The 26,460-nt window shown below is 64.2% G+C and carries 27 protein-coding genes; 8 read left to right on the forward strand and 19 right to left on the reverse strand.

Annotated features, from left to right (window positions below):
• Positions 1-16 precede the first annotated feature (16 nt).
• The gene (locus EO174_RS19310; RefSeq protein WP_104532906.1) at positions 17-1,114 is read right to left on the reverse strand and encodes an OmpA family protein; all 1,098 of its coding nucleotides are present in this window, start codon (positions 1,112-1,114) and stop codon (positions 17-19) included.
• Positions 1,115-1,530: 416 nt separating this feature from the next.
• On the opposite strand from EO174_RS19310, the gene EO174_RS19320 reads away from it, so the two are divergent.
• From EO174_RS19320 to EO174_RS19340, 5 genes are all read left to right on the forward strand, one after another.
• On the forward strand, positions 1,531-2,553 hold the full coding sequence (locus tag EO174_RS19320) for a zinc-binding alcohol dehydrogenase family protein (RefSeq protein ID WP_126946766.1): 1,023 nt from the start codon (positions 1,531-1,533) through the stop codon (positions 2,551-2,553).
• Between the two features lie 542 nt (positions 2,554-3,095).
• On the forward strand, positions 3,096-5,135 hold the full coding sequence (locus EO174_RS19325) for an NADPH-dependent 2,4-dienoyl-CoA reductase (RefSeq protein WP_126946769.1): 2,040 nt from the start codon (positions 3,096-3,098) through the stop codon (positions 5,133-5,135).
• A gap of 311 nt (positions 5,136-5,446) precedes the next feature.
• Positions 5,447-6,745, forward strand: a complete 1,299-nt coding sequence (locus EO174_RS19330) for an MFS transporter (protein ID WP_241240049.1) — start codon at positions 5,447-5,449, stop codon at positions 6,743-6,745.
• Positions 6,746-7,806: 1,061 nt separating this feature from the next.
• Positions 7,807-8,268, forward strand: coding sequence for a cell wall hydrolase (locus EO174_RS19335; RefSeq protein ID WP_104582275.1), 462 nt, complete (start codon positions 7,807-7,809; stop codon positions 8,266-8,268).
• Between the two features lie 63 nt (positions 8,269-8,331).
• Entirely contained in the window at positions 8,332-8,946 is a 615-nt protein-coding gene (locus EO174_RS19340; protein ID WP_119130814.1) for a glutathione binding-like protein, read from the forward strand.
• 192 nt (positions 8,947-9,138) lie between these two features.
• Here EO174_RS19340 and EO174_RS19345 read toward each other — a convergent pair whose 3' ends face one another.
• Positions 9,139-10,125: a malate dehydrogenase gene (locus EO174_RS19345; RefSeq protein ID WP_104582273.1), complete on the reverse strand. Its 987-nt coding sequence runs from the start codon at positions 10,123-10,125 to the stop codon at positions 9,139-9,141.
• 117 nt (positions 10,126-10,242) lie between these two features.
• A complete protein-coding gene (locus EO174_RS19350; RefSeq protein WP_016904578.1) occupies positions 10,243-10,737 on the reverse strand; it encodes a peptidylprolyl isomerase in 495 nt (164 codons plus the stop codon).
• 218 nt (positions 10,738-10,955) lie between these two features.
• Here EO174_RS19350 and typA point away from each other — a divergent pair, with 218 nt between their 5' ends.
• The 3 genes from typA (at position 10,956) to EO174_RS19365 (ending at position 14,992) form a co-directional block, all read left to right on the forward strand.
• Positions 10,956-12,785, forward strand: coding sequence for a translational GTPase TypA (gene typA, locus EO174_RS19355; protein ID WP_104560414.1), 1,830 nt, complete (start codon positions 10,956-10,958; stop codon positions 12,783-12,785).
• A gap of 70 nt (positions 12,786-12,855) precedes the next feature.
• Positions 12,856-13,275: a DUF2127 domain-containing protein gene (locus EO174_RS19360; RefSeq protein ID WP_181116471.1), complete on the forward strand. Its 420-nt coding sequence runs from the start codon at positions 12,856-12,858 to the stop codon at positions 13,273-13,275.
• 106 nt (positions 13,276-13,381) lie between these two features.
• A complete protein-coding gene (locus EO174_RS19365; protein ID WP_206515094.1) occupies positions 13,382-14,992 on the forward strand; it encodes an amidase in 1,611 nt (536 codons plus the stop codon).
• Here EO174_RS19365 and EO174_RS19370 read toward each other — a convergent pair.
• From EO174_RS19370 to rpsN, 16 genes are all read right to left on the reverse strand, one after another.
• Positions 14,982-16,109, reverse strand: coding sequence for a mechanosensitive ion channel family protein (locus EO174_RS19370; RefSeq protein WP_104582270.1), 1,128 nt, complete (start codon positions 16,107-16,109; stop codon positions 14,982-14,984). The genes EO174_RS19365 and EO174_RS19370 overlap by 11 nt on opposite strands.
• An 85-nt stretch (positions 16,110-16,194) precedes the next feature.
• Positions 16,195-17,586 carry a 3-deoxy-7-phosphoheptulonate synthase class II gene (locus tag EO174_RS19375; RefSeq protein ID WP_126946775.1) on the reverse strand — a complete coding sequence of 464 codons (1,392 nt, stop codon included), beginning with the start codon at positions 17,584-17,586 and terminating at the stop codon, positions 16,195-16,197.
• 48 nt (positions 17,587-17,634) lie between these two features.
• Entirely contained in the window at positions 17,635-18,153 is a 519-nt protein-coding gene (locus EO174_RS19380) for a disulfide bond formation protein B (protein WP_115676249.1), read from the reverse strand.
• 326 nt (positions 18,154-18,479) lie between these two features.
• Positions 18,480-18,863 carry a 50S ribosomal protein L17 gene (rplQ, locus tag EO174_RS19385; protein WP_003486665.1) on the reverse strand — a complete coding sequence of 128 codons (384 nt, stop codon included), beginning with the start codon at positions 18,861-18,863 and terminating at the stop codon, positions 18,480-18,482.
• 180 nt (positions 18,864-19,043) lie between these two features.
• Entirely contained in the window at positions 19,044-20,042 is a 999-nt protein-coding gene (gene rpoA, locus EO174_RS19390) for a DNA-directed RNA polymerase subunit alpha (RefSeq protein ID WP_002811635.1), read from the reverse strand.
• Positions 20,043-20,095: 53 nt separating this feature from the next.
• On the reverse strand, positions 20,096-20,722 hold the full coding sequence (rpsD, locus tag EO174_RS19395; RefSeq protein ID WP_002811641.1) for a 30S ribosomal protein S4: 627 nt from the start codon (positions 20,720-20,722) through the stop codon (positions 20,096-20,098).
• Positions 20,723-20,737: 15 nt separating this feature from the next.
• Positions 20,738-21,130: a 30S ribosomal protein S11 gene (gene rpsK, locus EO174_RS19400; RefSeq protein WP_003486671.1), complete on the reverse strand. Its 393-nt coding sequence runs from the start codon at positions 21,128-21,130 to the stop codon at positions 20,738-20,740.
• A gap of 10 nt (positions 21,131-21,140) precedes the next feature.
• Positions 21,141-21,497: a 30S ribosomal protein S13 gene (rpsM, locus tag EO174_RS19405; protein ID WP_003486672.1), complete on the reverse strand. Its 357-nt coding sequence runs from the start codon at positions 21,495-21,497 to the stop codon at positions 21,141-21,143.
• Between the two features lie 349 nt (positions 21,498-21,846).
• On the reverse strand, positions 21,847-23,214 hold the full coding sequence (secY, locus tag EO174_RS19410; RefSeq protein ID WP_016900648.1) for a preprotein translocase subunit SecY: 1,368 nt from the start codon (positions 23,212-23,214) through the stop codon (positions 21,847-21,849).
• Between the two features lie 7 nt (positions 23,215-23,221).
• Complete coding sequence (rplO, locus tag EO174_RS19415) at positions 23,222-23,665, reverse strand: 50S ribosomal protein L15 (protein WP_016900650.1); 444 nt, start codon at positions 23,663-23,665, stop codon at positions 23,222-23,224.
• A 4-nt stretch (positions 23,666-23,669) separates the two neighbouring features.
• Positions 23,670-23,861 carry a 50S ribosomal protein L30 gene (rpmD, locus tag EO174_RS19420; RefSeq protein WP_104582267.1) on the reverse strand — a complete coding sequence of 64 codons (192 nt, stop codon included), beginning with the start codon at positions 23,859-23,861 and terminating at the stop codon, positions 23,670-23,672.
• Positions 23,854-24,396, reverse strand: coding sequence for a 30S ribosomal protein S5 (gene rpsE / locus EO174_RS19425; protein WP_003486682.1), 543 nt, complete (start codon positions 24,394-24,396; stop codon positions 23,854-23,856). Before rpsE ends, rpmD begins: the two co-directional genes overlap by 8 nt.
• Before the next feature lie 158 nt (positions 24,397-24,554).
• Positions 24,555-24,914, reverse strand: a complete 360-nt coding sequence (rplR, locus tag EO174_RS19430) for a 50S ribosomal protein L18 (RefSeq protein WP_016900655.1) — start codon at positions 24,912-24,914, stop codon at positions 24,555-24,557.
• Positions 24,915-25,004: 90 nt separating this feature from the next.
• On the reverse strand, positions 25,005-25,532 hold the full coding sequence (gene rplF, locus EO174_RS19435; protein ID WP_104608441.1) for a 50S ribosomal protein L6: 528 nt from the start codon (positions 25,530-25,532) through the stop codon (positions 25,005-25,007).
• A 15-nt stretch (positions 25,533-25,547) separates the two neighbouring features.
• Complete coding sequence (rpsH, locus tag EO174_RS19440) at positions 25,548-25,946, reverse strand: 30S ribosomal protein S8 (protein ID WP_010371096.1); 399 nt, start codon at positions 25,944-25,946, stop codon at positions 25,548-25,550.
• A gap of 205 nt (positions 25,947-26,151) precedes the next feature.
• Positions 26,152-26,457 (reverse strand): 30S ribosomal protein S14, encoded by a 306-nt coding sequence (rpsN, locus tag EO174_RS19445; RefSeq protein WP_005917137.1) that lies wholly within the window; start codon positions 26,455-26,457, stop codon positions 26,152-26,154.
• Positions 26,458-26,460: the final 3 nt, after the last annotated feature.

Consider the following 26,460-nt stretch of genomic DNA (forward strand, 5'->3'; position numbering starts at 1 on the left):
ACAGCTAGCGGTCCAATTAGTTCTGGACGTTCAGCTCGGTACGACGGTTCTTCGCACGGCCTTCCGGATTGTCGGAACCATCCGGGTTGGCGTTCGGAGCAATCGGACGGCTCTCGCCGTAGCCGATCGGACCAACCAGACGCGACGCATCGACGCCGTTCTTGGTCAGGTAGTCGTACACAGTGGTCGCACGACGCTCGGACAGCTTCTGGTTGTACGCGTCGGTACCCTTCGAGTCGGTGTGACCAGCAACCTCGACCTTCAGGTCGGGGTAACGCTTCAGGATCTCGGTCGCTTCGCTCAGGATCGAGACGGCGTCCGGACGCAGGGTCGACTTGTTGAAGTCGAAGTTCACGCCCTTCAGGTCGATCGACACAGGCACCGGGCAACCGTCCGGACCGATGGTCTGGCCAGGCTGCGAAGCCGGGCACTTGTCGTCGCAGTTGTTGACGCCGTCACCGTCGTCATCCAGGTCTGCGCAGCTCGGAGCAACCGGAGCCGGAGCCGGCGGCGGAGCGGTCGACGGAGCCGGTCCCAGCGGGATCACGACGCCGACCGAAGCCAGCACGTCGCCGAACCAGTCTTCCTGCGGAGCAGCAACGCTCTGGTCGTTGAAGTCAGCGCGGTAGGCCAACTCGGCACGCACGGCGACGCGCTTGTCGAAGGTGGTCTGCAGACCGACACCAGCCTTGGCGGCAAAGTTGCCGTCCTTCTGCTGGCCCGGCGAAACCGGGTTCGGGGTGGCGTCGAACTCTTCTTCCGAACGCTGGTAGCCCAGACCGAACAGCAGGTAGGGGTTCCAGCCGCGGCCTTCCTGGATGAAGTGGCGACGCAGGTCGAACGAGATGCCGTACTGGCTCCAGTTCTGGTCCTGGTTGGCATCGAAGTTCGGGTTCTGATAGTTCAGCTCGCCGTCGATCGACCAGTTCGGGCTAACGAACTTGCCCAGACCCAGGGTGACGAACGGGGCGTCATTGGTCAGACGATCGCTGTCCTGGAAGTTGAAGCCAGCGCTACCGGTCAGGTACCAACGGTCATCGAACTCCTGCGCGGAAGCAGCCTGGGCAACCGCCAGACCGCCGAGCAACGCGGCAGTGAGAATTTTCTTGTTCATGTGTATACAGCTCCTTCTTTGGGAGATAAAACCGATAGAGGCGTTGTTCTTGGTAAAGATGCTCGTCACATCCAGAGCCATCGGGGCGCAGATTAAGCCGGCTTCAGTGAAGATCGCGTTAACGGTCATATAACATGTGAAAGCAATCACCAGGGCCGGCGATCCCTTTCAATACTACGTATACAGTTTCATGAAGGGAAGGACCGCGCATGCAGTTTGCACATCCCGGCTGCATGAACCGCAGCCCAATTAAGCCAGTTGAATACGCTGGCGGATCCAGCCTTCCGGCCCGCTGCGCACTGATGCGTCAACCACATTGGTGAACGCCAGGCCCTGTCCGAGCTGAATTGTGGGGTCGGTGGTTGCGGCGCGACGGCGACACAACGCACCCTGAACTCCCCACCTGGAGCGACCCGATGAAAGCTGTCGTCATCACCCGTCACCTGCCGATCGACGATCCTGCGGCATTGCTTGACATGGAACTTCCAGCCCCGGCAGCGCCGTCGGGGTATGACTTATTGGTGCGTGTCGAGGCGGTCTCGGTCAATCCGGTCGACACCAAGGTGCGCGCGCCCAAGCCGCAGACACTGGATGCGCCGAAGATCCTGGGCTACGACGCGGCCGGCGTCGTCGAAGCGGTGGGCCCCGATGTCACCGCGTTCGCAGTCGGCGACGAGGTGTATTACGCGGGCGACATCGGGCGACCGGGCAGCAATGCGCAATATCAGCTGGTCGATGCGCGCATCGCCGGCTGCAAGCCCACCTCGCTCAGCTTCGCCCAGGCCGCGGCCCTGCCGCTGACCACCTTGACCGCATGGGAGCTGCTGTTCCAGCGCATGCCGTTCTCTTTCGACGGCGCCCGCAATCGCGGCAAGCACCTGCTGATCATCGGTGGCGCGGGCGGCGTGGGCTCGATCGCGATCCAGCTGGCGCGGCATGCCGGCTTCAGCGTGATCGCCACGGCCTCGCGACCGGAGACCATCGAATGGGTCCGGCAGATGGGCGCCCAGCATGTGATCGACCATCACCAGCCGCTGCTACCGCAGTTGCAGGCGCTGGGAATGCAGAGCGTGGACGCCGCCCTCAACCTGGCCGACACCGATCGCTACTGGCAGCAGCTGGGCGAGATCCTGGCGCCGCAGGGGCATGTGGGCCTGATCGTGGAGCCGCGCGGCCCGCTGTCGATCGGCGATCCCTACAAGGCCAAGTGCATCGGCATCCACTGGGAACTGATGTTCACCCGCGCCCGCTACGCAACCGAGGACATGGTCGAGCAACACCGCATCCTCAACCGCGCCGCCAGCCTGATCGATGCGGGCGAGTTGCGTACCACCCACACCGAAACGCTGTCGCCGATCAATGCGCAGCACTTGCGCGAGGCGCATCGGCGCCTGGAAAGCGGCAGCACGATCGGCAAGCTGGTGCTGGCGGGTTGGTGATCGGCCTGCGCGCTTGAGTTCGGCTGTTGCGTGGTGCGCGGGCCGGTTGGCTTGCACATTAGAAGGCGGCAGGGCCACGGCGCGCGCAGGTGAATCAGCAGCAATGCGGGACCGGCATCCGGATCGCAGGCAGCGTTGCAGCTGTGGCATCTGCGCAATCGCAGCTATGTGAGTCGCAGTGCGCGCAAGGCAATCTGTTCCGCAGCAACGCGCAGATGGATCGGCCTTGTTCTATAGAGAGTCGCCATTGCGGCCACGGCGACCCACGTGGCGCGTCGGATGCGGCTGCGATCAGGGGCCGTTGATCGGGAAGCCGGCAAGCCGGATCGACCGCCAGGTCTCCCAGACGGTCTCATCCAGCAAGCGGGATCGCACCAGGGACGTGCCGTGCTGCCAATGGGTACGCGGCCTGCTGCGGACGCCGCCCGCCCTGTCCTGCCCCTGCCCCAGGCGGCCAACTGCACCCGCTGTGCGCGTTGGGACTTGCCGCCACGCCCGTTTGCCGGCATCGTGCGCACTCCGTACGCTAGCGTATCCACACCATGTCGCCCGCCACCGGCCCGTCCGTCTCGCCCTATCCGCACCTGTTCACACCGCTCGACCTGGGCTTCACGCAACTGCGCAACCGCGTCCTGATGGGCTCGATGCACACCGGCCTGGAAGACCGTGCGCGCGATTTCCCCAAATTGGCCGCGTATTTCGCCGAGCGTGCTGCCGGCGGTGTCGGCTTGATCGTCACCGGCGGGTTTTCGCCCAATGTGGTGGGCTGGCTCAAGCCGTTCGGCGGCAAGCTGTCGTGGCCGTGGGAGGTGCGCCCGCATCGTCAGGTCACCCAGGCGGTGCATGCGCACGACGCCAAGATCTGCCTGCAGCTGCTGCATGCCGGGCGCTACGCCTATCACCCGCTGTCGGTGGCCCCGTCCCGGCTCAAGGCGCCGATCAACCCGTTCACTCCACGCGCGCTCTCGGCACGTGCGGTGGATCGGCAGATCGCAGCCTACGCGCGTGCGGCGCGGCTGGCGCGCGACGCCGGCTACGACGGCGTGGAGGTGATGGGATCGGAAGGCTACCTGATCAACGAATTCACCGCCGCGCGCACCAACCAGCGCAGCGATGCCTGGGGTGGCGATGCGGTGAAACGCATGCGCTTTGCGGTGGAGATCGTGCAACGCATCCGCGAGGCCTGCGGACCGGACTTCATCATCATCTACCGGCTGTCGCTGGTGGACCTGGTGGACGGTGGCAACCAGTGGCAGGACATCCTGACCCAGGCGCAGGCGATCGAAGCGGCGGGCGCGACCATCATCAATTCCGGTATCGGCTGGCATGAGGCACGCATTCCGACCATTGCCACGTCGGTCCCGCGTGCGGCGTTCGCCGGTGTGACCGCCAAGCTCAGGCCGCACTTGCACATCCCGGTGGTGGCGACCAACCGCATCAACATGCCGGAGGTGGCCGAACGCATCCTCGCCGACGGCGCGGCCGACATGGTGTCGCTGGCACGCCCGCTGCTGGCCGATCCGCAGTGGGCCAACAAGGCCCGCGCCGGCCAGTCGCAGGCCATCAATACCTGCATCGCCTGCAATCAGGCCTGCCTGGATCATGTGTTCGACAACAAGCTGGCGAGTTGCCTGGTCAACCCACGCGCAGCGCACGAAACCGAACTGATCTACGCACCGACCCCTGACCCCAAGCGCATTGCGGTGGTCGGTGCCGGCCCGGCCGGTCTGGCCTGCGCCACGGTGGCGGCCGAGCGCGGCCACCGCGTCACCCTGTTCGATGCAGGCGATGCAATCGGTGGGCAATTCAACGTCGCCAGGCGCATCCCGGGCAAGGAAGAATTCACCGAGACGCTGCGTTACTTCGGTCACCGCATCGACGCAACCGGGGTGCAGTTGCATCTGAATACCCGCGTGCAAGCGGCCGATCTGAAGGACTTCGACGAGATCGTGCTGGCCACCGGCATCGAGCCGCGCAAGGTGGATTTCCCCGGCGCCGATCACCCGATGGTCGTGAGCTATCTGGACGTGGTGCTGGGCCGTCATGTGGCTGCCGAGAAAGTCGCGATCATCGGGGCCGGCGGGATCGGCTTCGATGTGGGCGAATTTCTCGTGCACACGGGGCAATCGCCGTCGCTGGACCCGGCGCGCTGGATGGCCGAATGGGGCGTGGACCCCAGCTTCGAGACCCCTGGCGCATTGGCCAGGCCGCAGCCCGAGCCCCCCGCCCGCCAGATCTGGCTGCTGCAGCGCAGCGCCGGCAAACCCGGCGCGCGCCTGGGCAAGACCACCGGCTGGATCCACCGTGCCACGCTCAAGGCCAAGGGCGTCAAGATGCTCGGCGGTGTGGAGTATCTGGGTGTGGACGACGCCGGCCTGCGGATCCGCGTGGAAGGTAACGAGCAACTGCTCGATGTCGGCACGGTGGTGGTCTGCGCCGGGCAGGAACCACGCCGCGACCTGCTTGCCGCGCTGCAGGCGGATGGCCGGCAACCGCATCTGATCGGCGGCGCGGATGTTGCCGCCGAACTGGATGCCAAGCGTGCGATCAATCAGGCCTGCCGCTTGGCGGCGACCTTGTAACGCGCGCTTGGCAGCGCGCTGAAAGCCAAGGCGGCCTGTTCACGGCGCCGCTCGAACACGTGTACGAGCGCGGGTGAGCGCCGGGTGGGCGCACCGTCACCGCTGCGGGTGGCAGCGGCAGGGCGATGACCGGTCTGTGCGTCAGATGCCGCCGCAGGGTTCTCTAGCGAGGTCGGATGCGCCGGATCGGTGTGGGCTCCGGCGCCGTTGGCGATCGCGCCAGACGGTACAGGCGCCACCGATTGGCGCGGCACCGGTAGATTCTTTTTCCTGTCGTGCAGCTCGGCTATAAACCGGCGATGCGCTCCACCCTGACTGCACCGCCCCACATGCTGCCGCCGGCAGCATTGCGGGCCTATGTTGCAGCGCATTTCGGCAAAAGCCTGCTGTGGTACACCGGCGAGTTGCTGCTGATTTTTGCGTTGACCGAATACGTTGGATTGAGCGCGGTGGCGGCTGGCGCGTCGGTCGCCGGTGGATTGGTGATCAGTGCAGTGATGGGCATGGTCGCCGCGCGACGCTGGAGTGCCGGCGCCAGCCTGGCCTGGGCCGGACGTTCGCAATGGCGTGGCATTGCGTTGGCAGCCCTCGCCCTGGCACTGGTGTTCGTGACGCCAGCGCTTCCTGCCGGTGCCAGGCTGATCAGCGTGTTGCTGCTCAGCCTGCCCTTCCGCGCGGCCTATGCGATCGGCGACGTGGCACAGAACACCTTGTTGGGGTTGGGCCACTGGCCCTGGCGCGGTGCGCCCGGCGTCAGTGCGCTGCGCCTGATCGGCAGCGGGCTGGCCGCGCTATCGGTCAGCGCAGCGATCGGCCTGGTGCTGAAGGCTGGGGCATATGCCGGCGCATCGACAGCGTTGATGGTCGTCGCGCTGGTCAGCAGCATCGCACTGCTGTCGGCATGGTGGTTACGCAACACGCTGCAGCCTTACTCGCACGCAGTTGCCGCCGCTCCGTTACCGCCAGCCACGTCGGAGTGGCAGCGCAATCAGCTGCTGCCCGTGGCGGTCATCGCAGCACTGGCGTTGGCGTTGCCGACGTTCACCAAATTGGCGCCGTATCTGGCGCAATCGCGCATCGGCTCGGCCGGATGGGGCAGCGCGGTGTTGATTGCGTACGCGTTGGGCAGCGTCTGCGTACAGCCCTTGGCAGCGCGTTGGCCGACCGTGGCGCTGCGTCGATTGGGCCTGAGTGGACTTGCACTGTCCGGGCTGGGATTGATCTTTGCCATCGCCATGGCTCGACACTGTGTGCTGGATGCCGGCCTGGCCTTCGGCATGGGTGTGGCGGCGGGAAGCGCCGGGCAATGGGTCTGGGCGCGCCACGCAGAACTCGCCTCGCGCCATGGCCCCGCACGGCAGGCCCGCGCCTGTGCCGCACTCACTGCGACATCCCAACTCGCACTGGCGGCCGGCAGTGGCGTGATCGGACTGCTGCTGAACGTCTCCGGCTATCCGCATGGGCACGCTGCGCAGCTGGTGTGGGCGATGGCCCTGGGGCCGATACTCTGCGGCCTGTCATGCATGCTGATCGCCTGGATCGGCAGCGCGTTGGCGATGTCTGAAAAACGCAGACCTGTTGCAACGGTGCTGCCAACAAGTCAGATCTGAAATCTCATCAGCCCACAACGACGTAACGCGTACGCGCAAGGTGCTGTGCCGACCGCAATCACGTGCTTCGGCGATCGCCATGCACGTCTGCACGCTTGCAGGTTCTGTAGGTTCTGCAGGTTCTTTTTTTTTTCCAGTCGAACTTGATGCGCGTGGTTCAACGCGCCTAATTCTTCTTGAAATAAACAGTGCGCGTACGCAAGGCGGCAGCAAGCGCACGATGCAGTCGCAATGTCATCAACGACGATGCGCCGCTGCCACCGTCAAGAAATCGTGCGACGGGGTCTGGCAATTTCGGCGGCATATCTGAGTGCTGCCACTACGGCGCATCCTTGCGTGATGCAGGTGCAGGCGTGGCGAGCGACCTGGGGATGCGATGCGACAGCAATAGCTGTCATGACGCGTCGCGGATACCCACCCCTATCAATTCGCATCGAACACGCTACCGCCTTCTCTGGCTCTAGCGACTGCAACACAGGGTTGTACGCTGCATGCGCAAGCGCACGATGCATGATCCTGGCAGCACGGCATCCGCACTGACAGTTCTTTCCTGCACCCTGCGTTCGCATGTGGATGTCCCACTGCTGCTGCGGCAAGACGCCGGCGTACAAGCACATGCATCAGTGACGAGGATGTGTAGCGCACCATGCCGATGGCACTGCATGCGTAGCCTGCGCATGAGGCGTTGCGTCTCGCAAACAACACGCAGACCCGCAACACCGCATGCGCATTGCGCCGATGTTGATTGCCACATCCGCTGTCGCCACCACAATGCGACGCACACGACGGATGCAGCGCGCTGTCGTGCTCGAGCCAAGCGGTAGATGTAGCAAGCACTCACACGCGTCAACCCCGCCTATTCAGCCGCGATTCTGTGATCGACGCCTACCTTGCGCCAACTTTTTGACCCACCGCATTTGGTGGGCACCTCCGGTAGATCCTTGTTTCGCCGGAGACCGGGCGACCCGTGGCAGGCCGCCTCCCCATGACGCCAAGCCCTCTGTACTGGTGCATCCACCTTGGATGCTCTGCGGATCGGCCCATACGGAGCAAGGAGTTCTATGAAACTGGTTTGGATACTTTGGCTGTCGCAGTTGTTGCCGCAGCCAGCTGCAGATTCGTTGTGCTTGAGTACCACCGTGTACCTGGAAGCGCGTGATCAGACCTTGCGCGGCCAGCAAGCCGTCGCGGAAGTTGCGTTGCGTCGCCTGGACAGCGGTTTGTGGGGCGATTCGATGTGTCAGGTGGTCACCGCGCGCAAGCAGTTCGCGCCCACCATCGTGGCCCCGGGAACGCAGCTGAAAAATGACGATGCCTGGAACAAGGCGCTGCATGTGGCGCTGGCTGCAGAGCGCAACTGGGCGCTACCGGTGGGTCAGCGCAAGGAAATCGTGCCGGGCGCCAGCCACTTTGCCGCAAGCGCGATCGCCAGCCCGAGCTGGCGCAATGCATACCAGGTGGCCACCATCGGCGACCACACGTTCTATCGCGTGCAGAAGCTGCGCCCGCGCACCGCATCCTGACGTCACCCACGCACTCACGCGTTGCCGCTAAGCTTGCGTCTTCGTCTTTGTGCGGGAATTCTCATGAAGCTGTACACCAAGCCGGGCGCGTGTTCGCTGGCAGATCACATCGTGCTGCGCTGGTCGGGGCTGCCCTTCGAGCTGGAAGTGGTCGACGCTGCCACGATGAAGTCGCCCGGGTATCTGCGCCTCAATCCAGCCGGTGCGGTGCCGTTGCTGGTCGTCGACGACTGGGCGCTGACCCAGAATGCGGCCATCCTGAACTACATCGCCGACGTTGCACCGCTCACCGGGCTGTCCGGCGATGGCAGCGCGCGCAGCCGTGCGGAAATCAATCGCTGGATCGCCTTCGCCAATGCCGATGTGCATCCGACCTTCAAGCCGATTTTCGGCAGCACTGCCTATCTGCAGGACGAGGCGCTGATTGCGCGCAGCCATGACGACGCACGCAACAAGCTGCGCGCCCTGTACGAACGTGTCGACGCGCATCTGCAGGGGCGCAACTGGCTGGCCGGCGACACCCACACCGGCGCCGATGCGTATCTGTTCGTGACGCTGCGATGGGCGCAGAAGGCGGGCGTGGACCTGAGCGGGCTGAGCGCCGTGGCTGCTTTCGTGCAGCGCATGCTCGACGATGCCGATGTGCAGGCCGCGCTAAAGGCCGAAGGCCTGGCCTGAGCCGAGCGCACTGCGTGATGTGATCGATGCGGCGGCAACGCGAATCGCATCGGCCTTGCAGGATCGATGGGCGTGATGGCGCGCTTCCCGCGCCACCGACCGGCACATGTAATGCAACGCATCACGGAAGCGACGCATAAAAAAACGCCGGGCAGTGCCCGGCGTTCTTCATGTACTGCCAACCCGGGAAATTCAGCCCAGCAGATGCGACACGCCGCTGCGCTCTTCTTCTAGCTCGGCCAGGGTCTTGTCGATGTACTTCTGGCTGAAGTCGTCGATCGGCAGATCCTTGACCAGGGTGTACTCGCCGTTTTCGGTGGTGACCGGGAAGCCGAAGATCACGCCTTCCGGAATGCCGTAGGAGCCGTCGGACGGCACGCCCATCGTCACCCACTTGCCATTGCTGCCCAGCACCCAGTCACGCACGTGATCGATGGCGGCATTGGCGGCCGACGCTGCCGAGGACAGGCCGCGCGCTTCGATGATCGCCGCGCCGCGCTTGCCAACGGTCGGAATGAAGGTGGACGCATTCCATTCCTGGTCGTTGATCGCATCACCGATGGACGCACCATCGGCGGTGGCGAAACGGTAGTCCGGATACATGGTCGGGCTGTGGTTGCCCCACACCACCAGCTTCTCGATGCCGCCGACCGGCTTGCCGAGCTTCTGCGACAGCTGGCTGAGCGCACGGTTGTGGTCCAGACGCAGCATGGCGGTGAAGTTCTTCGGGTTCAGATCCGGCGCCGACTTCATTGCGATGTAGGCATTGGTGTTGGCCGGGTTGCCGACCACCAGCACCTTGACGTCACGCTTGGCCACCTTGTTCAACGCCGCGCCTTGCGCGGTGAAGATCTTGGCGTTCTCCAGCAGCAGGTCCTTGCGCTCCATGCCCGGGCCGCGCGGGCGCGCACCGACCAGCAGGGCGACATCGATGTCCTTGAACGCCACTTCGGCGTCGTCGGTGCCGACCACACCGGCCAGCAACGGGAATGCGCAGTCTTCCAGCTCCATGATCACGCCCTTGAGCGCGGCCTGGGCCTTTTCATTGGACAGTTCCAGCAATTGCAGGATCACCGGCTGATCCTTGCCCAGCATTTCGCCGGAGGCGATGCGGAACAGCAGGGCATAGCCGATCTGGCCGGCAGCGCCGGTCACGGCAACACGAACAGGTGCTTTCATGGGGAGTTTCCTCTGCTAAAAAAACATGGGTGGAGGTGCACGCTGGCGTGGCGCGAGGCCTGGCGGCGCGCAGTGACAGACGAACGGCCGCACACGGCGGCCGTTCGGGAAAAGCCGTCAGGCGGCGAGGATCTTGTTCCACTCCGCGACGCGGTCGGCCTTGGCGGCCAGCACGGCGTCGGTATCGCCTTCGATCGTCACCTTGTTGATCACATCGCCCTGGGCGACGGCATCGACCACGTCCAGGCCCTGGGTGACCTTGCCGAACACGGTGTGCTTGCCGTCCAGCCATGGGGTGGCGGTGTGGGTGATGAAGAACTGGCTGCCGTTGGTGTTGGGGCCGGCATTGGCCATGGACAGCACGCCACGCTCGTGGCCGACGCCATTGTTGGCTTCATCCTCGAACCGGTAGCCCGGGCCGCCGCGGCCGGAACCTTCCGGGCAGCCGCCCTGGATCATGAAGTCGGCGATGACGCGGTGGAAGCTCAGGCCGTCGTAGAAGCCGCGCTGGACCAGGTTGACGAAGTTGGCGACGGTCAGCGGGGCCTTGTCGGCGAACAGCTCGACCACGATCGGGCCGCGGGTGGTGTCGAAATGGGCGATCAGGGACATGGAAATCCTTGCAGGTTTCAGGGTGTATGACAGCCCATTAGAATACACCCGGCCGTGCAGGCGACCGTGCAGGTTGGACCATCGTCGGGGGTCTCACGGCAAGCTGAATGGGCGTTTTGGACCGCTCGACGGCCGAACGCAACGGCACGGCAACGAAACCGCTATAATGTCGGGCTTACCTCATCTCAAGACTGGCGCCAGACAGGGGCCCTTTCCGCATGTCTATCGAAAAACTTCGCAATATCGCCATCGTCGCGCACGTCGACCATGGCAAGACCACCCTCGTCGACTGCCTGCTGAAGCAGTCCGGCACCCTGTCCGAGCGCACCGTGCTGGCTGAGCGCGTGATGGACAGCAACGACCAGGAAAAGGAGCGTGGCATCACGATCCTGGCCAAGAACACGGCCATCACCTGGAACGGCAACCGCATCAACATCGTCGACACCCCGGGACACGCCGACTTCGGTGGCGAGGTCGAGCGCGTGCTGTCGATGGTGGACTCGGTGCTGATCCTGGTCGACGCGATGGACGGCCCGATGCCGCAGACCCGCTTCGTGACCCAGAAGGCGTTCGCGATGGGCTTCAAGCCGATCGTGGTGGTCAACAAGATCGACCGTCCCGGCGCACGCCCGGACTGGGTGATCGACCAGGTGTTCGACCTGTTCGACAAGCTCGGCGCCACCGATGAGCAGCTGGACTTCCCGATCGTCTACACCTCGGCCCTGAACGGCTACGCCAGCCTGGATTCGAGCGTGCGCGACGGCGACATGACCCCGCTGTACGAAGCGATCATGCAGCACGTGTCGGCACCGGACGTGGATCCGGACGGCCCGTTCCAGATGCGTATCAGCCAGCTGGACTACAACAACTTCGTCGGCGTGATCGGCATTGGCCGCATCCAGCGCGGCGTGCTGAAGAAGAACATGCCGGTCAGCGTGATCGACCGCGAAGGCAAGAAGCGCCAGGGCAAGGTGCTGCAGGTGCTGGGCTTTTTGGGCCTGGAGCGCATCGAGCAGGACACCGCCGAGGCCGGCGACATCGTCGCCATCTCCGGCGTGGCCGAGCTGACCATTTCCGACACCGTGTGCGCGCTCGACGCGCCGGAAGCGTTGCCGGCGCTGACCGTGGACGAGCCCACCATCTCGATGACCTTCCAGGTCAACAACTCGCCGTTCGCCGGCAACAAGGACCTGTCCGGCGGCAAGTTCCTGACCAGCCGCCAGCTGCGCGACCGTCTGGACCGCGAGAAGGTGCACAACGTGGCACTGAAGGTCGAGGAAGGCTCCGACGCCGACAAGTTCCTGGTCTCCGGCCGTGGCGAGCTGCATCTGTCGGTGCTGATCGAAAACATGCGTCGTGAAGGCTACGAGCTGGCCGTGTCGCGTCCGGAAGTGATCATCAAGGAGATCGACGGCAAGCAGATGGAGCCGATCGAACAGCTCGTGGTGGACATCGAAGAACAGCACCAGGGCGGCGTGATGGAAAAGCTGGGCACCCGCAAGGGCCAGCTGAAGAACATGGAGCCGGACGGCAAGGGCCGCGTGCGCCTGGATTACATGATCCCGGCGCGTGGCCTGATCGGCTTCCAGAACGAGTTCCGCACCCTGACCCAGGGCTCGGGCCTGCTGTTCCACGTGTTTGACCATTACGGCCCGAAGGAACAGGGCGCCATCGCCAAGCGCCAGAACGGTGTGATGATCGCCAATGCCGCCGGCGCCACCCCTGCCTATGCGCTGGGGCCGTTGGAAGAGCGTGGCCGCCTGTTCGCTGCAGAAGGCGACAACGTGTACGAAGGTCAGCTGATCGGTATCCACTCCAAGGACAACGATCTGACCGTCAACGCGATCAAGACCAAGCCGCTGACCAACATGCGCGCCTCGGGCAAGGACGATGCGATCAAACTGACCCCGGCGATCAAGTACACGCTGGAACAGGCGCTGGACTTCATCGAGGACGATGAGCTGGTCGAAGTCACCCCGAAGGAAATCCGCCTGCGCAAGAAGTTCCTCACCGAAAGCGACCGCAAGCGCGCTGGCCGTTCCGGCTAAGCACGACCGGTCCATCATCGTGCGCAACACGCCCTACAGCCCGGATCCGCGCGCGCATCCGGGACTGCATGTGATCGCCTTGCTGGAGACGGTCAAGGGGGCGCTTGCGCTGTTGGCGGCGACGGGCCTGGAAATTCTGGGCCCGCTCCCGCTGCAGAACGCGGTCAGCACGCTGATCCGCCGCTTCAATCTGGATCCCGACCACGGCGCACTGCCGTCGTTGCTCAAGACCATCAGCCCCGACGCCGTCCATCTGGCCGCAGCCGCAATGCTGGCCTACGGCCTGCTGCACGTCGTGGAAGCCTGGGGTCTGTGGCGTGCCAAGGCCTGGGCGTCGCTGCTGGGCTGCCTGTCGGCGGCCATCTATCTGCCTTTCGATATCTACGCCATCGTCCGCCATCCCGGCTGGACCGCCTGGGGCGTGCTGGCAATCAATCTGATCGTGGTCGGCGTGCTGGCACGCGACCTGATCAAGCGCCGGCGGCGCTGACGCACCCTGCCCGTCTGCGGGCACCTCATACACGTTGTCACCCCGACGCAGCGCCGTTAGCCTGCAAACAGTCCTCCGGGGAAGACCACCCATGCGATCCACCACCTTGTCCTTCGCGCTACTGCTGGCGCTGTGCGGCTGTGCGCATGCCGACGACCGCCTGGCGCCTGCCGATGCCCATGCAGCCGCTGCCAGGCAAGACGCTCTGAGCGATGCCGACGTCGTTGGCCTGCAGGCACGCATGGCGTCCGGCAAGACCAGCAGCCTGGATCTGACCCGCGCGTACCTGCGCCGCGTGGCGACCATCGATCGCGCCGGCCCCACCCTCAATGCGGTGATCGAACTCAACCCGCAAGCCGAAGCCGACGCACGCGCACTGGACGCCGAACGCCGCGCCGGCCATGTGCGCGGGCCCCTGCACGGCATTCCGGTGTTGCTCAAGGACAACATCGATGCGCTGCCGATGGTCAACAGCGCCGGTTCGCTGGCGCTTGCCGATTTCAGGCCAGGCCGCGACGCCTTTGTGGTGCAACGCCTGCGCACGGCCGGCGCAGTGATCCTGGGCAAGACCAATCTGAGCGAATGGGCCAATTTCCGCTCCACCAAGTCGAGTTCCGGCTGGAGTGCACGCGGTGGTCTGACCCGCAACCCTTACGCGCTGGATCGCAACCCCTGCGGCTCCAGCGCCGGCACCGGCGCGGCGATCGCCGCCAGCCTGGCCACCGTCGGTATTGGCACCGAGACCGACGGCAGCATCACCTGCCCGGCCTCGGTGAACGGTCTGGTCGGGCTCAAGCCGACCGTGGGCCTGGTCAGCCGCGATGGCATCATTCCGATCTCGGCCAGCCAGGACACCGCCGGCCCGATGACGCGCAGCGTCGCCGATGCTGCCGCCGTGCTGCAGGCGATCGCCGCGCCCGACCCGCAGGATCCGGCCACGCGCACTGCGCCTGCGCCCACCCCGAACTACCTGGCTCACCTCAAGCCCGATGGCCTGCGCGGCGCGCGCCTGGGCCTGCTGCGTAATCCACTGCGCGAGGATCCCGCGATCGCCGCCGCCTTGGACCGCGCCGTGCAGACCCTGCGCACGGCCGGTGCCACCGTGATCGAAACCCGCCTGGCGACCGATGGCCAGTGGGATGCTGCCGAACAGACGGTCTTGCTGGTCGAGTTCAAGGCCGGCCTGAACGCGTATCTGCGCAGCCGCGCCGCCCCGGTGTCGAGCCTGGAACAGGTGATCGCCTTCAACCGCAGCCACGCGCAGCGCGAGATGCCCTACTTCGGGCAGGAACTGTTCGAGCAGGCACAGGCCGCGCCCGGGCTCGACGATGCCGCGTATCTCACCGCCCGCGCCACGGCCAAACGGCTGGCCGGGCCGGAAGGCATCGATGCCGCATTGCAGGCCGACCGCCTGGATGCGCTGATCGTGCCCACCACCGGTGCCGCCTGGGTCACCGACCTGGTCAAGGGCGACACCTTTCCCGGTGCCGGCTACGGTGCGGCCGCGGTGGCTGGTTATCCCAGCCTGAGCGTGCCGATGGGCCAGACCCAGGGCCTGCCGCTGGGCCTGTTGTTCATGGGCAGCGCCTGGAGCGAGCCACGCCTGATCGAACTGGCCTACGCGTACGAGCAGCGCAGCAAAGCGCGGTTTGCGCCCAGCTATGCGCCGGCGGCACCAGGCGCGTCACCGGCAGCACCGCCTGCAGCTACACCGTAGTCGCAGGCTCGCCGTCTTCGGCACCGGGCGAGCGCACGCTCTCCGGGGCGATCGGCGCGGCAGCGCGCAGGGGCGGCTTTTCCTGCGCGGCGATTTCGGCACGGATTCGCGGCAAGGCGTACGGGTGCTCGCGGGTCAGGAAGTCGATCATGCGCTCGCGGCTGATGCAGCGCAGGTCGAACGCATCGCCGGAATTGCGCGCACTCACCAGCAGACGCACCTGGATCGTGCTCTCGCTGGTTTCGGTCACCTGGGTCACGCAGACCCGCCCATCCCAGAGCGGCTCGCTCTTGCAGATGCGCTCCAGCTCGGCACGCACCGCCGCGATCGGGGTGCGGTAGTCCAGCCACAGGAATGCGGTGCCGAGCAGGTCGGCGCTGCTGCGTGTCCAGTTCTGGAACGGGTTTTCGATGAACCAGGTGAGCGGCACCACCATCCGTCGCTCGTCCCAGATCCGCACCACCACGTACGAGCTGCCGATCTCCTCGATGCGGCCCCATTCGCCTTCCACGATCACCACATCGTCCAGCCGGATCGGCTGGGTCAGGGCGATCTGCAGGCCGGCGATCAGGTTGCCGAACACCGGCTTGGCCGCGATACCGGCCACCAGCCCGATGATGCCGGCCGAGGCCAGCAGCGTCTTGCCGATCTGGCGCACCTGTTCGAAGCCAAGCAGCACCACCGAGATGCCGAGCAGGATCACCGCGCCCATCACCACCCGGCTCAGCACGCGTGTCTGGGTCTGGATGCGCCGGGCGGTGAGGTTGTCGGACACCTCGATCGGATTGCTGCGCAGGATCGCCATCTCGCCAGCGGCGACCGCACGCACGAACAACCAGGTCACGCAACCGACGATGCCGACGTGCAGCAGGTGCTGTACCGCTGCCAGCGTCTTGCCGGCCAGTGGCGTCGCTTCGGTGGCGATGCCCAGAAACAGCAGCGGCAGGATGAAGGCAGCCGGCAGCGTGACCACGCGGATGATGCGTGCGCGGCGGTAGTCGCGGCCCTGCATGCGGCGAAACAGCCACAGCATCAGCGACCAGGTGACGATGCCCGCCAGCAGCGAGGCACCAAGCGGGATTGCGTATTCGCGGATGACGTTCCAATCGGCAGTCAAACCGTTCCTCCTGTGGGGGGAAAGAGGGATGGCTGCAACAGCATGCCGCACGCGGCATGAGTATCACGTCATGCGCACGGGGACCTCACCCGCCCAGCGGCTGCGCCGCCACCTGCTGTTGCTTGCGCACGATCGCCATTGCGATTTCCAGCGACTGCTCGTAGTTCAGGCGTGGATCCACGCTGGACCGGTAGGCGCGTTCCAGATCGCGCTCGGTCAACTCGCGCGCGCCACCGGTACATTCGGTGACATCTTCGCCAGTGAGTTCCAGATGCACCCCGCCCAGCCGCGTCCCGGCTGCCGCGTGCAGATCGAACGACAACTCGACCTCGCTGCGGATATTGTCGAAACGGCGTGTCTTGTAGCCATTGCCGGTGCTTTCGGTATTGCCGTGCATCGCATCGCACACCCACAACACCCGACGCCCGTCGCGCCGGACCGCCTCCAGCAGCGGCGGCAACTTTTCGGCGATCTGCGCCGCCCCCATGCGGTGGATGAAGCTCAGGCGGCCAGGTTCGTCTTCCGGATTGAGCACATCGATCAGACGCAGCAGCTGATCCGGCTGCACCGACGGCCCCACCTTGATTGCAATCGGGTTGCGTACCCCACGCAGATATTCCACATGCGCGCCATCCAGCGCGGCGGTGCGCATGCCGATCCACGGGTAATGCGTGCTCAGGTTGAACCAGCCCCACTGACGCGGCACCTGGCGAGTCAGGCCCTCCTCGTACGGCAGCAACAATGCCTCGTGCGAGGTGTAGAAGTCGATGCGATTGAGGTTGTAGACCTCGGCGCCGGACAGGGTTTCCATGAAGCGCACCGCATCGCCGATCGACGCCACCATCTTCTGGTAGTCCGCAGCCAGCGGCGAATAGCCTACCCAGTCCAGATTCCAGTATTCGGGATGATGCAGGTCGGCAAAGCCGCCGTCGATCAGGGCCCGCACGAAATTCATCGTCATTGCCGAGCGCGAATGCGCGGTGATCATGCGCTGCGGATCCGGCACGCGTGCCGCTTCGGTGAAGGCGGGTGCGTTGATCACATCGCCGCGGTAGCTCGGCAAGGTCACCCCATCGCGGGTCTCGGTATCGGCCGAGCGCGGCTTGGCGTACTGCCCCGCAAAGCGCCCGACCCGCACCACCGGCAGGTGCAGGCCGTGCACCAGCACCAGGCTCATTTGCAGCAGCACCTTCAGGCGGTTGGAAATCGTGCCCGATTCGCAATCGCTGAAATTTTCGGCGCAATCTCCGCCCTGCAGCAGGAAGCGCTTGCCCTCCTGCGCCTCGGCCAGCTGGCGCTTGAGCGCGAAGATTTCCCAGGAGGTCACCAGCGGCGGCAACTGCCGCAATTCACCCAGGGTGTGCTCCAACGCAACGGCATCCGGGTACACCGGCATCTGCAGCGCCGGCCGCTGCCGCCAACTCTGCGGCGACCACTGGTCTGCCTGGTTGACGGACGAATGAGGGAAAGCGGACATCGTGAACTCCAGAAAGCGTGGGCGCCGGCCAGTGCCGGAACGGAACGATCAGAACAGTTTGCGCGGACCACGCTGCCTGAACCCGGCATACAGCGCCCACAGTGCCAGGCCCACGAACCACAGCATGCTCCACATCGGCATGCTCAGGCCCAGGAAGCGCCAATCGATGTTGCCGCAGTCGCCGGTGCCGGTCAGTACCGTGCGGAACACTTCGAACGGCCCCATCGTCTCGCTCAGGAAGCTCAACGGCGGCCCGCACGACGACATCATGTCCTTGGGCCGGATCTGCACCCAGACATGCCGCGCCGCGATGCCCATGCCCACACCGGCAGCCAGGAAACTCAGCACGCCATAGACCTTACGCGTGCCCGCGGCGCGCGGCCCATGCAACGCGCCCAGCAGAAACAACACCGCCAGCGCCGCAAAGGCGATCCGCTGGAAGATGCAGAGCGGGCATGGCTCCAGACCAAGATGCAGCTGCACATAGATCGCATAGGCAAGCAATCCTGCGCATCCAAGAAAGCCCAGCAAAAACTGCGCCCGGAAACCCCAACGAAATGGATTCATCGCTACCGCTTGCCTAGGATCGAATGTCCGATTATCAGCCATCGCCGCCGCGGTGACCACGGATGCCTGCATCGGGCAGGTTGCGGCGCGAAGTCCCGTCCAGCCATGCCTATCGCCCGCCACGCGCCACCCTGCATGTTGGCGATGCAGCCCTGACGCAGCCACCGTCGCAGCAGGCCGCTTGGCGATGGTTGAACCCTGCAAGTCGCTGCACTGCATTGCGGCTGTGACATCGACGCCAAGGCGACAGGCCCGGCTCGGGGGCCTGCAATGAAAAAGCCCGGCGCTAGCCGGGCTTTTCAAGATCCTTGCGAATGGCGAACCGATTACTCGGCCACTTCCTCGGCGACGACCGGACGGTCGACCAGCTCGACATACGCCATCGGCGCATTGTCACCGGCACGGAAGCCGGCCTTCAGGATGCGCAGGTAGCCGCCGGGACGGGTCGCATAACGCGGGCCCAGTTCGACGAACAGCTTGCCCACGGCTTCCTTGTCGCGCAGGCGGGCAAACGCCAGACGACGGTTGGCAACGCCATCGACCTTGCCGATGGTGATCAGCGGCTCGGCGACGCGACGCAGTTCCTTGGCCTTCGGCAAGGTGGTCTTGATCAGCTCGTGCTTGAACAGCGAGGCGGCCATATTGCGGAACATGGCTTCGCGGTGCGCGCTGGTGCGGTTGAACTTACGGCCAGATTTCTGGTGACGCATGAGTGTGATTTCCTAAGGAATGTTGAGACTGCTTTGAGAGACGTTGTCGCCATCCTGGCGCTGTTGAATGGACTGCGGTTGGTCCGAGCCGGCCGTCCTTCGACCGGATGTCACCGCGGGCTTTGGCCCGTCGATGTAAAAACAGCATGGGCGCCCGAAGACGCCCATGCGGGTGATGCATTAACCAAGCATGCCGTGCTGGGCGACACCGGCCGGCGGCCAGTTCTCCAGCTTCATGCCCAGTGCAAGGCCGCGCTGTGCCAGCACTTCCTTGATTTCGGTCAGCGACTTCTTGCCAAGATTCGGGGTCTTGAGCAGTTCCACTTCGGTCTTCTGGATCAGATCGCCGATGTAGTAGATGCTCTCGGCCTTCAGGCAGTTGGCCGAACGCACGGTCAGCTCGAGGTCGTCGATCGGGCGCAGCAGCACCGGATCCACGCCGCTGGCAGCCGGCTTGGCCGCACCGCGATCGCGGTGGGTGAAATCGCCGAACACCGACAGCTGATCGCTGAGGATGTCGGCGGCGGTGCGCACGGCTTCCTCGGCATCGATGGTGCCGTTGGTCTCGATATCGATCACCAGCTTGTCGAGGTCGGTGCGCTGTTCAACGCGCGCAGCTTCCACGGCATAGGCAACGCGACGCACCGGCGAGAACGACGCATCCAGCATCAGACGACCGATGGTGCGGGTCTCTTCGTCCGGACGACGACGCGCGGCAGCCGGCTGATAGCCGAAACCACGCTCGATCTTCAGGCGCATGTTAAGCGCCGTGTCCTTGGTCAGGTGGCAGATCACGTGGTCGCCGTTGATGATCTCGACGTTGTGATCGGTCCTGATGTCGGCCGCAGTGACCGTACCCGGACCCTGCTTGGACAACGACAGCGTCGCGCTGTCGCCACTATGCATACGAATCGCCACGTCTTTCAGGTTGAGCAGGACGTCAAGCACGTCTTCCTGCAGCCCTTCGACCGTGGTGTACTCGTGCAGCACGCCGTCGATCTCGACCTCGGTGATCGCAAAACCCGGGATCGACGACAACAGCACACGACGCAGGGCATTGCCCAGCGTGTGCCCGTAACCGCGCTCCAAGGGCTCGATCACGACCTTTGCGCGATTGTCGGTAAGACGTTCGATCTGCGGACCACGGGGGCGCAGAACCTGGTTGGCGGTAACCGTCATGTTGCGGGGTCTCCTGCGAACCTCCGGCGGTGCCGGAGGCTCTCCAATGTGAATTACTTCGAATACAACTCGACGATCAGCGCTTCGTTGATATCCGAAGGCAGGTCAGCGCGATCCGGAACGGCCTTGAACACGCCGCTGAACTTCTTCGAATCGACTTCGACCCACGACGGCGTCATGTCGTGCTGCTCAGCCACGGTCAGAGCTTCCTGCACGCGGAGCTGCTTCTGTGCCTTTTCCGACAGCGTGATCGCATCGCCAGCCTTGATCTGGTACGAAGCCAGATTCACCGACTTGCCATTGACCAGCACGCCACGGTGCGACACCAGCTGGCGCGCGGCCGGACGGGTGACGGCAAAGCCCATGCGGTAGCAGACGTTGTCCAGACGGGTTTCCAGCAACTGCAGCAGGTTCTCGCCGGTGTTGCCCTTCTTGGTCGAGGCCTTCTTGTAGTAGTTGCGGAACTGACGTTCCAGCAACCCATAGATGCGCTTGACCTTCTGCTTTTCGCGCAGCTGGGTAGCATAGTCGGAGAGCTTGCCTTTGCGAGCCGCGCCATGTTGGCCGGGCTTCTGCTCAAGCTTGCACTTGGAGTCCAGCGCACGCGCCGGGCTCTTGAGGGAAAGATCGGCGCCTTCGCGGCGGGCGAGCTTACAGGTAGGACCGATATAACGAGCCATTTCTTATCGCTCCCTTTAGACGCGACGCTTCTTCGGCGGACGGCACCCGTTGTGCGGGATTGGCGTCACGTCGATGATGTTGGTGATCTTGTAGCCCACGTTGTTCAACGAACGCACGGCCGACTCACGGCCCGGACCCGGACCCTTGATACGTACTTCCAGCGACTTCACGCCGTAGTCGAGCGCAGCGCGGCCAGCCTTTTCGGCGGCAACCTGAGCAGCGAACGGGGTCGACTTGCGCGAACCACGGAAGCCGGCGCCGCCGGACGTAGCCCACGACAGCGCATTGCCCTGGCGATCGGTGATGGTGACGATGGTGTTGTTGAACGAAGCGTGGACGTGGGCGACGCCATCAGTGATGACGCGCTTGATCTTCTTCTTCGTTTTCTTTTCTGCTGGCTTTGCCATGATCTATCCCTTACTTCCTGATCGCCTTGCGCGGACCCTTACGGGTGCGGGCGTTGGTACGGGTGCGCTGACCACGCAGCGGGAGACCACGGCGATGACGCAGACCGCGATAGCAGCCAAGGTCCATCAGTCGCTTGATCGCGATACCGATTTCGCGGCGCAGGTCGCCTTCGACGACATACTTGCCGACTTCGGCGCGCAGGCGCTCGATTTCGGGTTCGGACAGATCACGAATCTTCGTGGTCGAGGTAACGCCTGCGGATTCGCAGAGCTTCTTCGAACGGGTACGGCCGATGCCGTAGATGCTTTGCAACCCGACCCAGACGTGCTTCTGGGCTGGCAGGTTGACGCCTGCAATACGCGCCATGACGCGATTCTCCAACTGAGTGATGGCCCGACAGCGCCCAGGCGCCATCCGGCAGGATGGATCAAAAGTGAACTCGGAATTGTAGCAAGGCCTCGGATTGCTTTGAAGCCCGTGGAACCAAAAGTTCCATGGACCCGGCGTGGGGAGTGTGCCCTCGCTCCGGCGCCGGACGATGTTGATCCAGAAAACTTCTCCGAATCGCCTGTACTACTCCCGCACAGGACCACCTCGTCACACCCGCGCGCGAGACGTCGCGCGAGCCGCCCTTCTGATCGGAAGATCATGGCCCGGGAACCAGGCCGTCTTCACGCAATGAAGATCTAGTGTACCACCTAACCGCCCGCGAGACTTAACTGCGCGCCAGACCGCCGCGCGAGCCACCCTTGAGGTTGGCCTTCTTCAGCAGGCTCTCGTACTGATGCGACATCAGATGCGCCTGGATCTGCGCAATGAAGTCCATCACCACCACCACGGCGATCAGCAACGACGTACCACCGAAGTGGAACGAGGTGCCCAGCTGCGTGCGCATGATTTCCGGCAGCAGGCAGACGATCACCAGGTACAACGAACCCGCTGCGGTCAGACGTGTCAGCACGCCGTCCACATAATCCGCCGTCGCCTTGCCAGGGCGGATGCCCGGAATCAGCGCGCCCGACTTCTTGAGGTTGTCGGCGGTTTCCTGCGAGTTGAACACCAGCGCGGTGTAGAAGAACGCAAAGCCGATGATCAGCGCCGCAAACACCAGCATGTGCACCGGCTCGCCCGGCCCGAGCGCATTGGCGATCTTCTGCAGCCAGGAGCCCACGCCGCTGCCGGACGCCGCCTGACCGGACCACATCGACAGCGTCGCCGGGAAGGCGAGGATGCTGGAGGCGAAGATCGGCGGAATCACGCCTGCCATATTGAGCTTCAGCGGCAGGAACGAGGTCTGGTTCATGTACGCATTGCGACCGCCCTGGCGGCGCGCGTAATTGACCGTGATACGTCGCTGCCCGCGTTCGACGAACACCACAAACAGCGTGAAGGCCAGAATGGTGATGACGATCAGCAGCAGCGAAATGAAGCTCAGATTGCCTTCGCGGAAGGCCTCGACGGTCTGGATCGCCGCCGACGGAAGACCCGCCACGATGCCGGCGAAGATGATCAGCGACACGCCGTTGCCGATGCCACGCTCGGTGACCTGCTCGCCCACCCACATCAGGAAGATGGTGCCGGCGGTCAGCGCGATCACTGCGGTGAGCACGAAGCCCATGCCCGGCGCATACACCACCGGAGCGCCACCGGGCGCGGTCTGATTCTGCAGTGCCAGCGCGATACTACCGCCCTGCACCACTGCCAGAAGCACCGCACCGATGCGCGAATACTGGGTGATCTTGCGTCGGCCGGATTCGCCTTCCTTCTGCATCGCCTTGAGGGCGGGAAAGATGTGCGTGGCCAACTGGATCACGATCGATGCCGAGATGTACGGCATCACGTTCAACGCAAAAATACTGAAACGGTGCAGGGCGCCGCCCGAGAACATGTTGAACATGTCCACGATGCCGCCGCCCTGCGCCTGCATCAACGAAAGCATGGCATCGGGATTCACGCCAGGCACAGGCACATAGCAGCCGATGCGATAGACGATCAATGCCCCGAGGACGAACAGCAGCCGCTGGCGAAGTTCCGTGAACTTGCCGAGCCCGCCACCGAGGTTACCAATGCCAGCCTGCGCCATCTGCCGATTACTCCTCTACGCTGCCGCCGGCAGCTTCGATTGCTGCCTTGGCGCCTGCACTTGCAGCCACGCCCTTCAGCACGAACTTCTTGCTCAGCTCGCCCTTCAGCACGATCTTCGCCTTCTTGGCGCGGCTCGGGACCAGATTGGCCGCACGCAGCGCTGCAAAATCGATCTCACCGGCTTCCAGCTTGTCCAGCTGGTAGGACAACACTTCGGCACTGTCACGCGCCATCTTGGAACGGAAACCGATCTTCGGCAGACGGCGCTGCATCGGGGTCTGGCCGCCTTCGAAGCCGGCCTTGATCTTGCCGCCGCCCTTGCGCGCGAACGAACCCTTGTGGCCGCGGCCACAGGTCTTGCCAAGGCCGGAGCCGATGCCACGGCCGACGCGGGTGCGCTCGGTGCGGGCGCCGTCGGCGGGCTTGAGGTCATTGAGATGCAAAGTCATGGGATTAGTCCTCAACCTTGACGAGGTAGTGAACGGTGTTGATCAGGCCGCGAACCTGCGGGCTGTCCTTCAGTTCACGCACATCGTTGAGCTTATTCAGGCCCAACGCACGCACCGACAGGCGGTGACGCGACTGGGTTCCACGCAGGCCACGCACCAGGCGCACCGTCACGGTCTTGTTGGTGTCCTTAGCCATGGTTGAGCTCCTCCACCTTCTTGCCGCGCTTGGCCGCAACACGCGCCGGCGACTGCACTTCCGACAGACCCTTCAGGGTTGCACGGACCAGGTTGATCGGGTTACGCGAACCAACCGCCTTGGCCAGCACGTTCTTGACGCCAACCGCTTCCAGCACAGCGCGCATGGCGCCGCCGGCGATGACGCCCGTACCTTCCGAGGCCGGCTGCATGTAGACGCGTGCTGCGCCATGGCCGGACTTGACGGCATGCCACAAGGTACCGTTGTTCAGATCGACGGTGGCCAGGTTCTTGCGCGCCTGCTCCATCGACTTCTGGATGGCGACCGGCACTTCGCGCGCCTTGCCATAACCGAAACCGACCTTGCCCAGACCATCGCCGACCACGGTCAGCGCGGTGAAGGTGAACTGGCGACCGCCCTTGACCGTCTTGCTGACGCGATTGACCGCGACCAGCTTTTCGATCATGCCATCGTCGACTTTCTCTTCGCGGTTACGGTCGCGATCACGACCCCGCGGTGCACGTTCTTCTGCCATCTTGATTCCTTGATTGATTGAGTATGTACGGCTCGAAGCCGCTTATGGTTGTGAAGTCACGCAGTGTTCCCGGCTCCGTTGCAAAAGAACGGGACGGTCCGGCATCTCCCTGCCGGCGGTATCGCGGACGTGACCGATGGCCACGTCCGCAGCAGTGCTTAGAACTGCAGGCCGCCTTCGCGAGCTGCATCGGCCAGCGCCTTGATACGGCCATGGTAGCGGTAGCCCGAGCGGTCGAACGCGACCTTCTCGATGCCCGCAGCCTTGGCGCGCTCGGCGATCAGCTTGCCGACCTTGACGGCCGCATCGCTGTTCTTGCCGTTCTTCAGGCCTTCCTTGACGTCGGCCTGCAGGGTGTTCGCCGCGGCGATCACCTTGGAACCGTCGGCAGTGAAGACCTGCGCATACAGATGCTGGCCGGTGCGCAGCACCGACAGGCGAGCGACGCCCAGCTCACGGATGTGCGAACGGGTGGACTTGGCGCGACGCAGACGGGCGATGTTCTTGTTGATGCTCATGATATTTATCCTACGGAAGCTGAAGGAAGCAGGCTTTTGCATCGAAAGTCCGGGCCATGGATGGCCGGGCTCCTAGCAGAGGGACCTGCGTTACGCCTTCTTGGCTTCCTTGCGAATGATGACTTCACCGGCGTACTTCACACCCTTGCCCTTGTAGGGCTCCGGCGGACGGAAACCGCGAATCTTGGCGGCGACTTCGCCGACGCGCTGCTTGTCGGCGCCCTGGACCACGATCTCGGTCTGGGTCGGGGTCGACAGCGTGATGCCTTCCGGCGCCACGAACACCAGCGGATGCGAGAAACCGAGCGCCAGGCTCAGATCCTTGCCCTGCATGGCGGCGCGGTAACCGACGCCGACCAGCTCGAGCTTGCGCTCGAAGCCTTCGGACACACCCTTGACCATGTTGGCCAGGATGGCGCGCACGGTACCGGTGATGGCGATCTGCGACGGGTCATTGGCCGATAGCGTGGCAACGTCGCCGTCGATGGCGATTTCGACGCCAGTCGGCTTCGGCAGGGTCAGGGTGCCCTTCGGGCCCTTGACGCTGACCAGCTCGGGCTGGACATTGAGTTCAACACCCTTCGGAAGGGAAACAGGCTTCTTGGCTACACGGGACATGATCGATTCCTTCCCTTAGGCCACGAAGCACAGGACTTCACCACCAACGCCGGCTTCGCGAGCCTGCGCATCGGTCATGATGCCCTTCGACGTGGAGATGATGGCGATACCCAGGCCACCCAGGACCTTGGGCAGCTCGGTCTTGCCGCGGTACTGGCGCAGACCCGAGCGCGAGAAACGCTTCAGGGTCTCGATGACCGGACGGCCTTCGAAATACTTCAGCACGATTTCCAGCTCCGACTTGTTGTTCTCGGTCGCTGTCACGCGCAGGTCGGTGATGTAACCCTCGTCCTTCAGGACCTGGGCGATCGCAACCTTGATCTTGGACGACGGCAATTTCACCGTCTGCTTACCAACCGCGGCCGCATTCTTGATGCGTACCAGCAGGTCGGCGATGGGATCAGTCATGCTCATATGAGTACCTTTGAGTGCACCGATATCCGCTTTCGCGAAAATCTTGTGTTTTCCTGGGGATGGGCCAGGACCCTTTACGCCATGCCGCGCCCATGCGGGCAAGACAGAAGCGGAAGTATACGACAAAAGAGCCCGACTTGCGTCGGACTCCCCTGTTGAACAGAACGATCCTGTTCAAGCCGGCCGCAAACGGCCGGCAATGCTGTTACCAGCTTGCCTTGCGCAGGCCCGGAACGTCACCGTTCATCGTGGCCTTGCGCAGCATGTTGCGACCCAGACCGAACTTGCGGTAAACACCGCGCGGACGGCCGGACAGCTCGCAACGGTTGCGGTGGCGGCTCGGCGACGAATCGCGCGGCAGCTTCTGCAACTTGGTCGACGCATCGATCTTCTCTTCGTAGGACGCATCCTGACTGGAGAGGATCTTCTTCAGCGCATCACGCTTGCCGGCGAATTTCTTCGCCAGCTTTGCACGCTTGATGTCGCGGTGGATCATGGAGGTCTTTGCCATTTC

Origin of the sequence: Xanthomonas sp. BRIP62418 (assembly GCF_003993495.1) — a bacterium.
Taxonomy (GTDB): Bacteria; Pseudomonadota; Gammaproteobacteria; order Xanthomonadales; family Xanthomonadaceae; genus Xanthomonas; species Xanthomonas euroxanthea.

Bases quoted from the DNA above. Each gene is read 5' to 3' on its own strand.
- EO174_RS19310 (WP_104532906.1), bottom strand. From the start codon at position 1,114: ATGAACAAGAAAATTCTCACTGCCGCGTTGCTCGGCGGTCTGGCGGTT.
- EO174_RS19320 (WP_126946766.1), top strand. From the start codon at position 1,531: ATGAAAGCTGTCGTCATCACCCGTCACCTGCCGATCGACGATCCTGCG.
- EO174_RS19325 (WP_126946769.1), top strand. From the start codon at position 3,096: ATGTCGCCCGCCACCGGCCCGTCCGTCTCGCCCTATCCGCACCTGTTC.
- EO174_RS19335 (WP_104582275.1), top strand. From the start codon at position 7,807: ATGAAACTGGTTTGGATACTTTGGCTGTCGCAGTTGTTGCCGCAGCCA.
- EO174_RS19340 (WP_119130814.1), top strand. From the start codon at position 8,332: ATGAAGCTGTACACCAAGCCGGGCGCGTGTTCGCTGGCAGATCACATC.
- EO174_RS19345 (WP_104582273.1), bottom strand. From the start codon at position 10,125: ATGAAAGCACCTGTTCGTGTTGCCGTGACCGGCGCTGCCGGCCAGATC.
- EO174_RS19350 (WP_016904578.1), bottom strand. From the start codon at position 10,737: ATGTCCCTGATCGCCCATTTCGACACCACCCGCGGCCCGATCGTGGTC.
- typA (WP_104560414.1), top strand. From the start codon at position 10,956: ATGTCTATCGAAAAACTTCGCAATATCGCCATCGTCGCGCACGTCGAC.
- EO174_RS19375 (WP_126946775.1), bottom strand. From the start codon at position 17,586: ATGTCCGCTTTCCCTCATTCGTCCGTCAACCAGGCAGACCAGTGGTCG.
- EO174_RS19380 (WP_115676249.1), bottom strand. From the start codon at position 18,153: ATGAATCCATTTCGTTGGGGTTTCCGGGCGCAGTTTTTGCTGGGCTTT.
- rplQ (WP_003486665.1), bottom strand. From the start codon at position 18,863: ATGCGTCACCAGAAATCTGGCCGTAAGTTCAACCGCACCAGCGCGCAC.
- rpoA (WP_002811635.1), bottom strand. From the start codon at position 20,042: ATGACGGTTACCGCCAACCAGGTTCTGCGCCCCCGTGGTCCGCAGATC.
- rpsD (WP_002811641.1), bottom strand. From the start codon at position 20,722: ATGGCTCGTTATATCGGTCCTACCTGTAAGCTCGCCCGCCGCGAAGGC.
- rpsK (WP_003486671.1), bottom strand. From the start codon at position 21,130: ATGGCAAAGCCAGCAGAAAAGAAAACGAAGAAGAAGATCAAGCGCGTC.
- rpsM (WP_003486672.1), bottom strand. From the start codon at position 21,497: ATGGCGCGTATTGCAGGCGTCAACCTGCCAGCCCAGAAGCACGTCTGG.
- secY (WP_016900648.1), bottom strand. From the start codon at position 23,214: ATGGCGCAGGCTGGCATTGGTAACCTCGGTGGCGGGCTCGGCAAGTTC.
- rplO (WP_016900650.1), bottom strand. From the start codon at position 23,665: ATGACTTTGCATCTCAATGACCTCAAGCCCGCCGACGGCGCCCGCACC.
- rpmD (WP_104582267.1), bottom strand. From the start codon at position 23,861: ATGGCTAAGGACACCAACAAGACCGTGACGGTGCGCCTGGTGCGTGGC.
- rpsE (WP_003486682.1), bottom strand. From the start codon at position 24,396: ATGGCAGAAGAACGTGCACCGCGGGGTCGTGATCGCGACCGTAACCGC.
- rplR (WP_016900655.1), bottom strand. From the start codon at position 24,914: ATGAGCATCAACAAGAACATCGCCCGTCTGCGTCGCGCCAAGTCCACC.
- rplF (WP_104608441.1), bottom strand. From the start codon at position 25,532: ATGTCCCGTGTAGCCAAGAAGCCTGTTTCCCTTCCGAAGGGTGTTGAA.
- rpsH (WP_010371096.1), bottom strand. From the start codon at position 25,946: ATGAGCATGACTGATCCCATCGCCGACCTGCTGGTACGCATCAAGAAT.
- rpsN (WP_005917137.1), bottom strand. From the start codon at position 26,457: ATGGCAAAGACCTCCATGATCCACCGCGACATCAAGCGTGCAAAGCTG.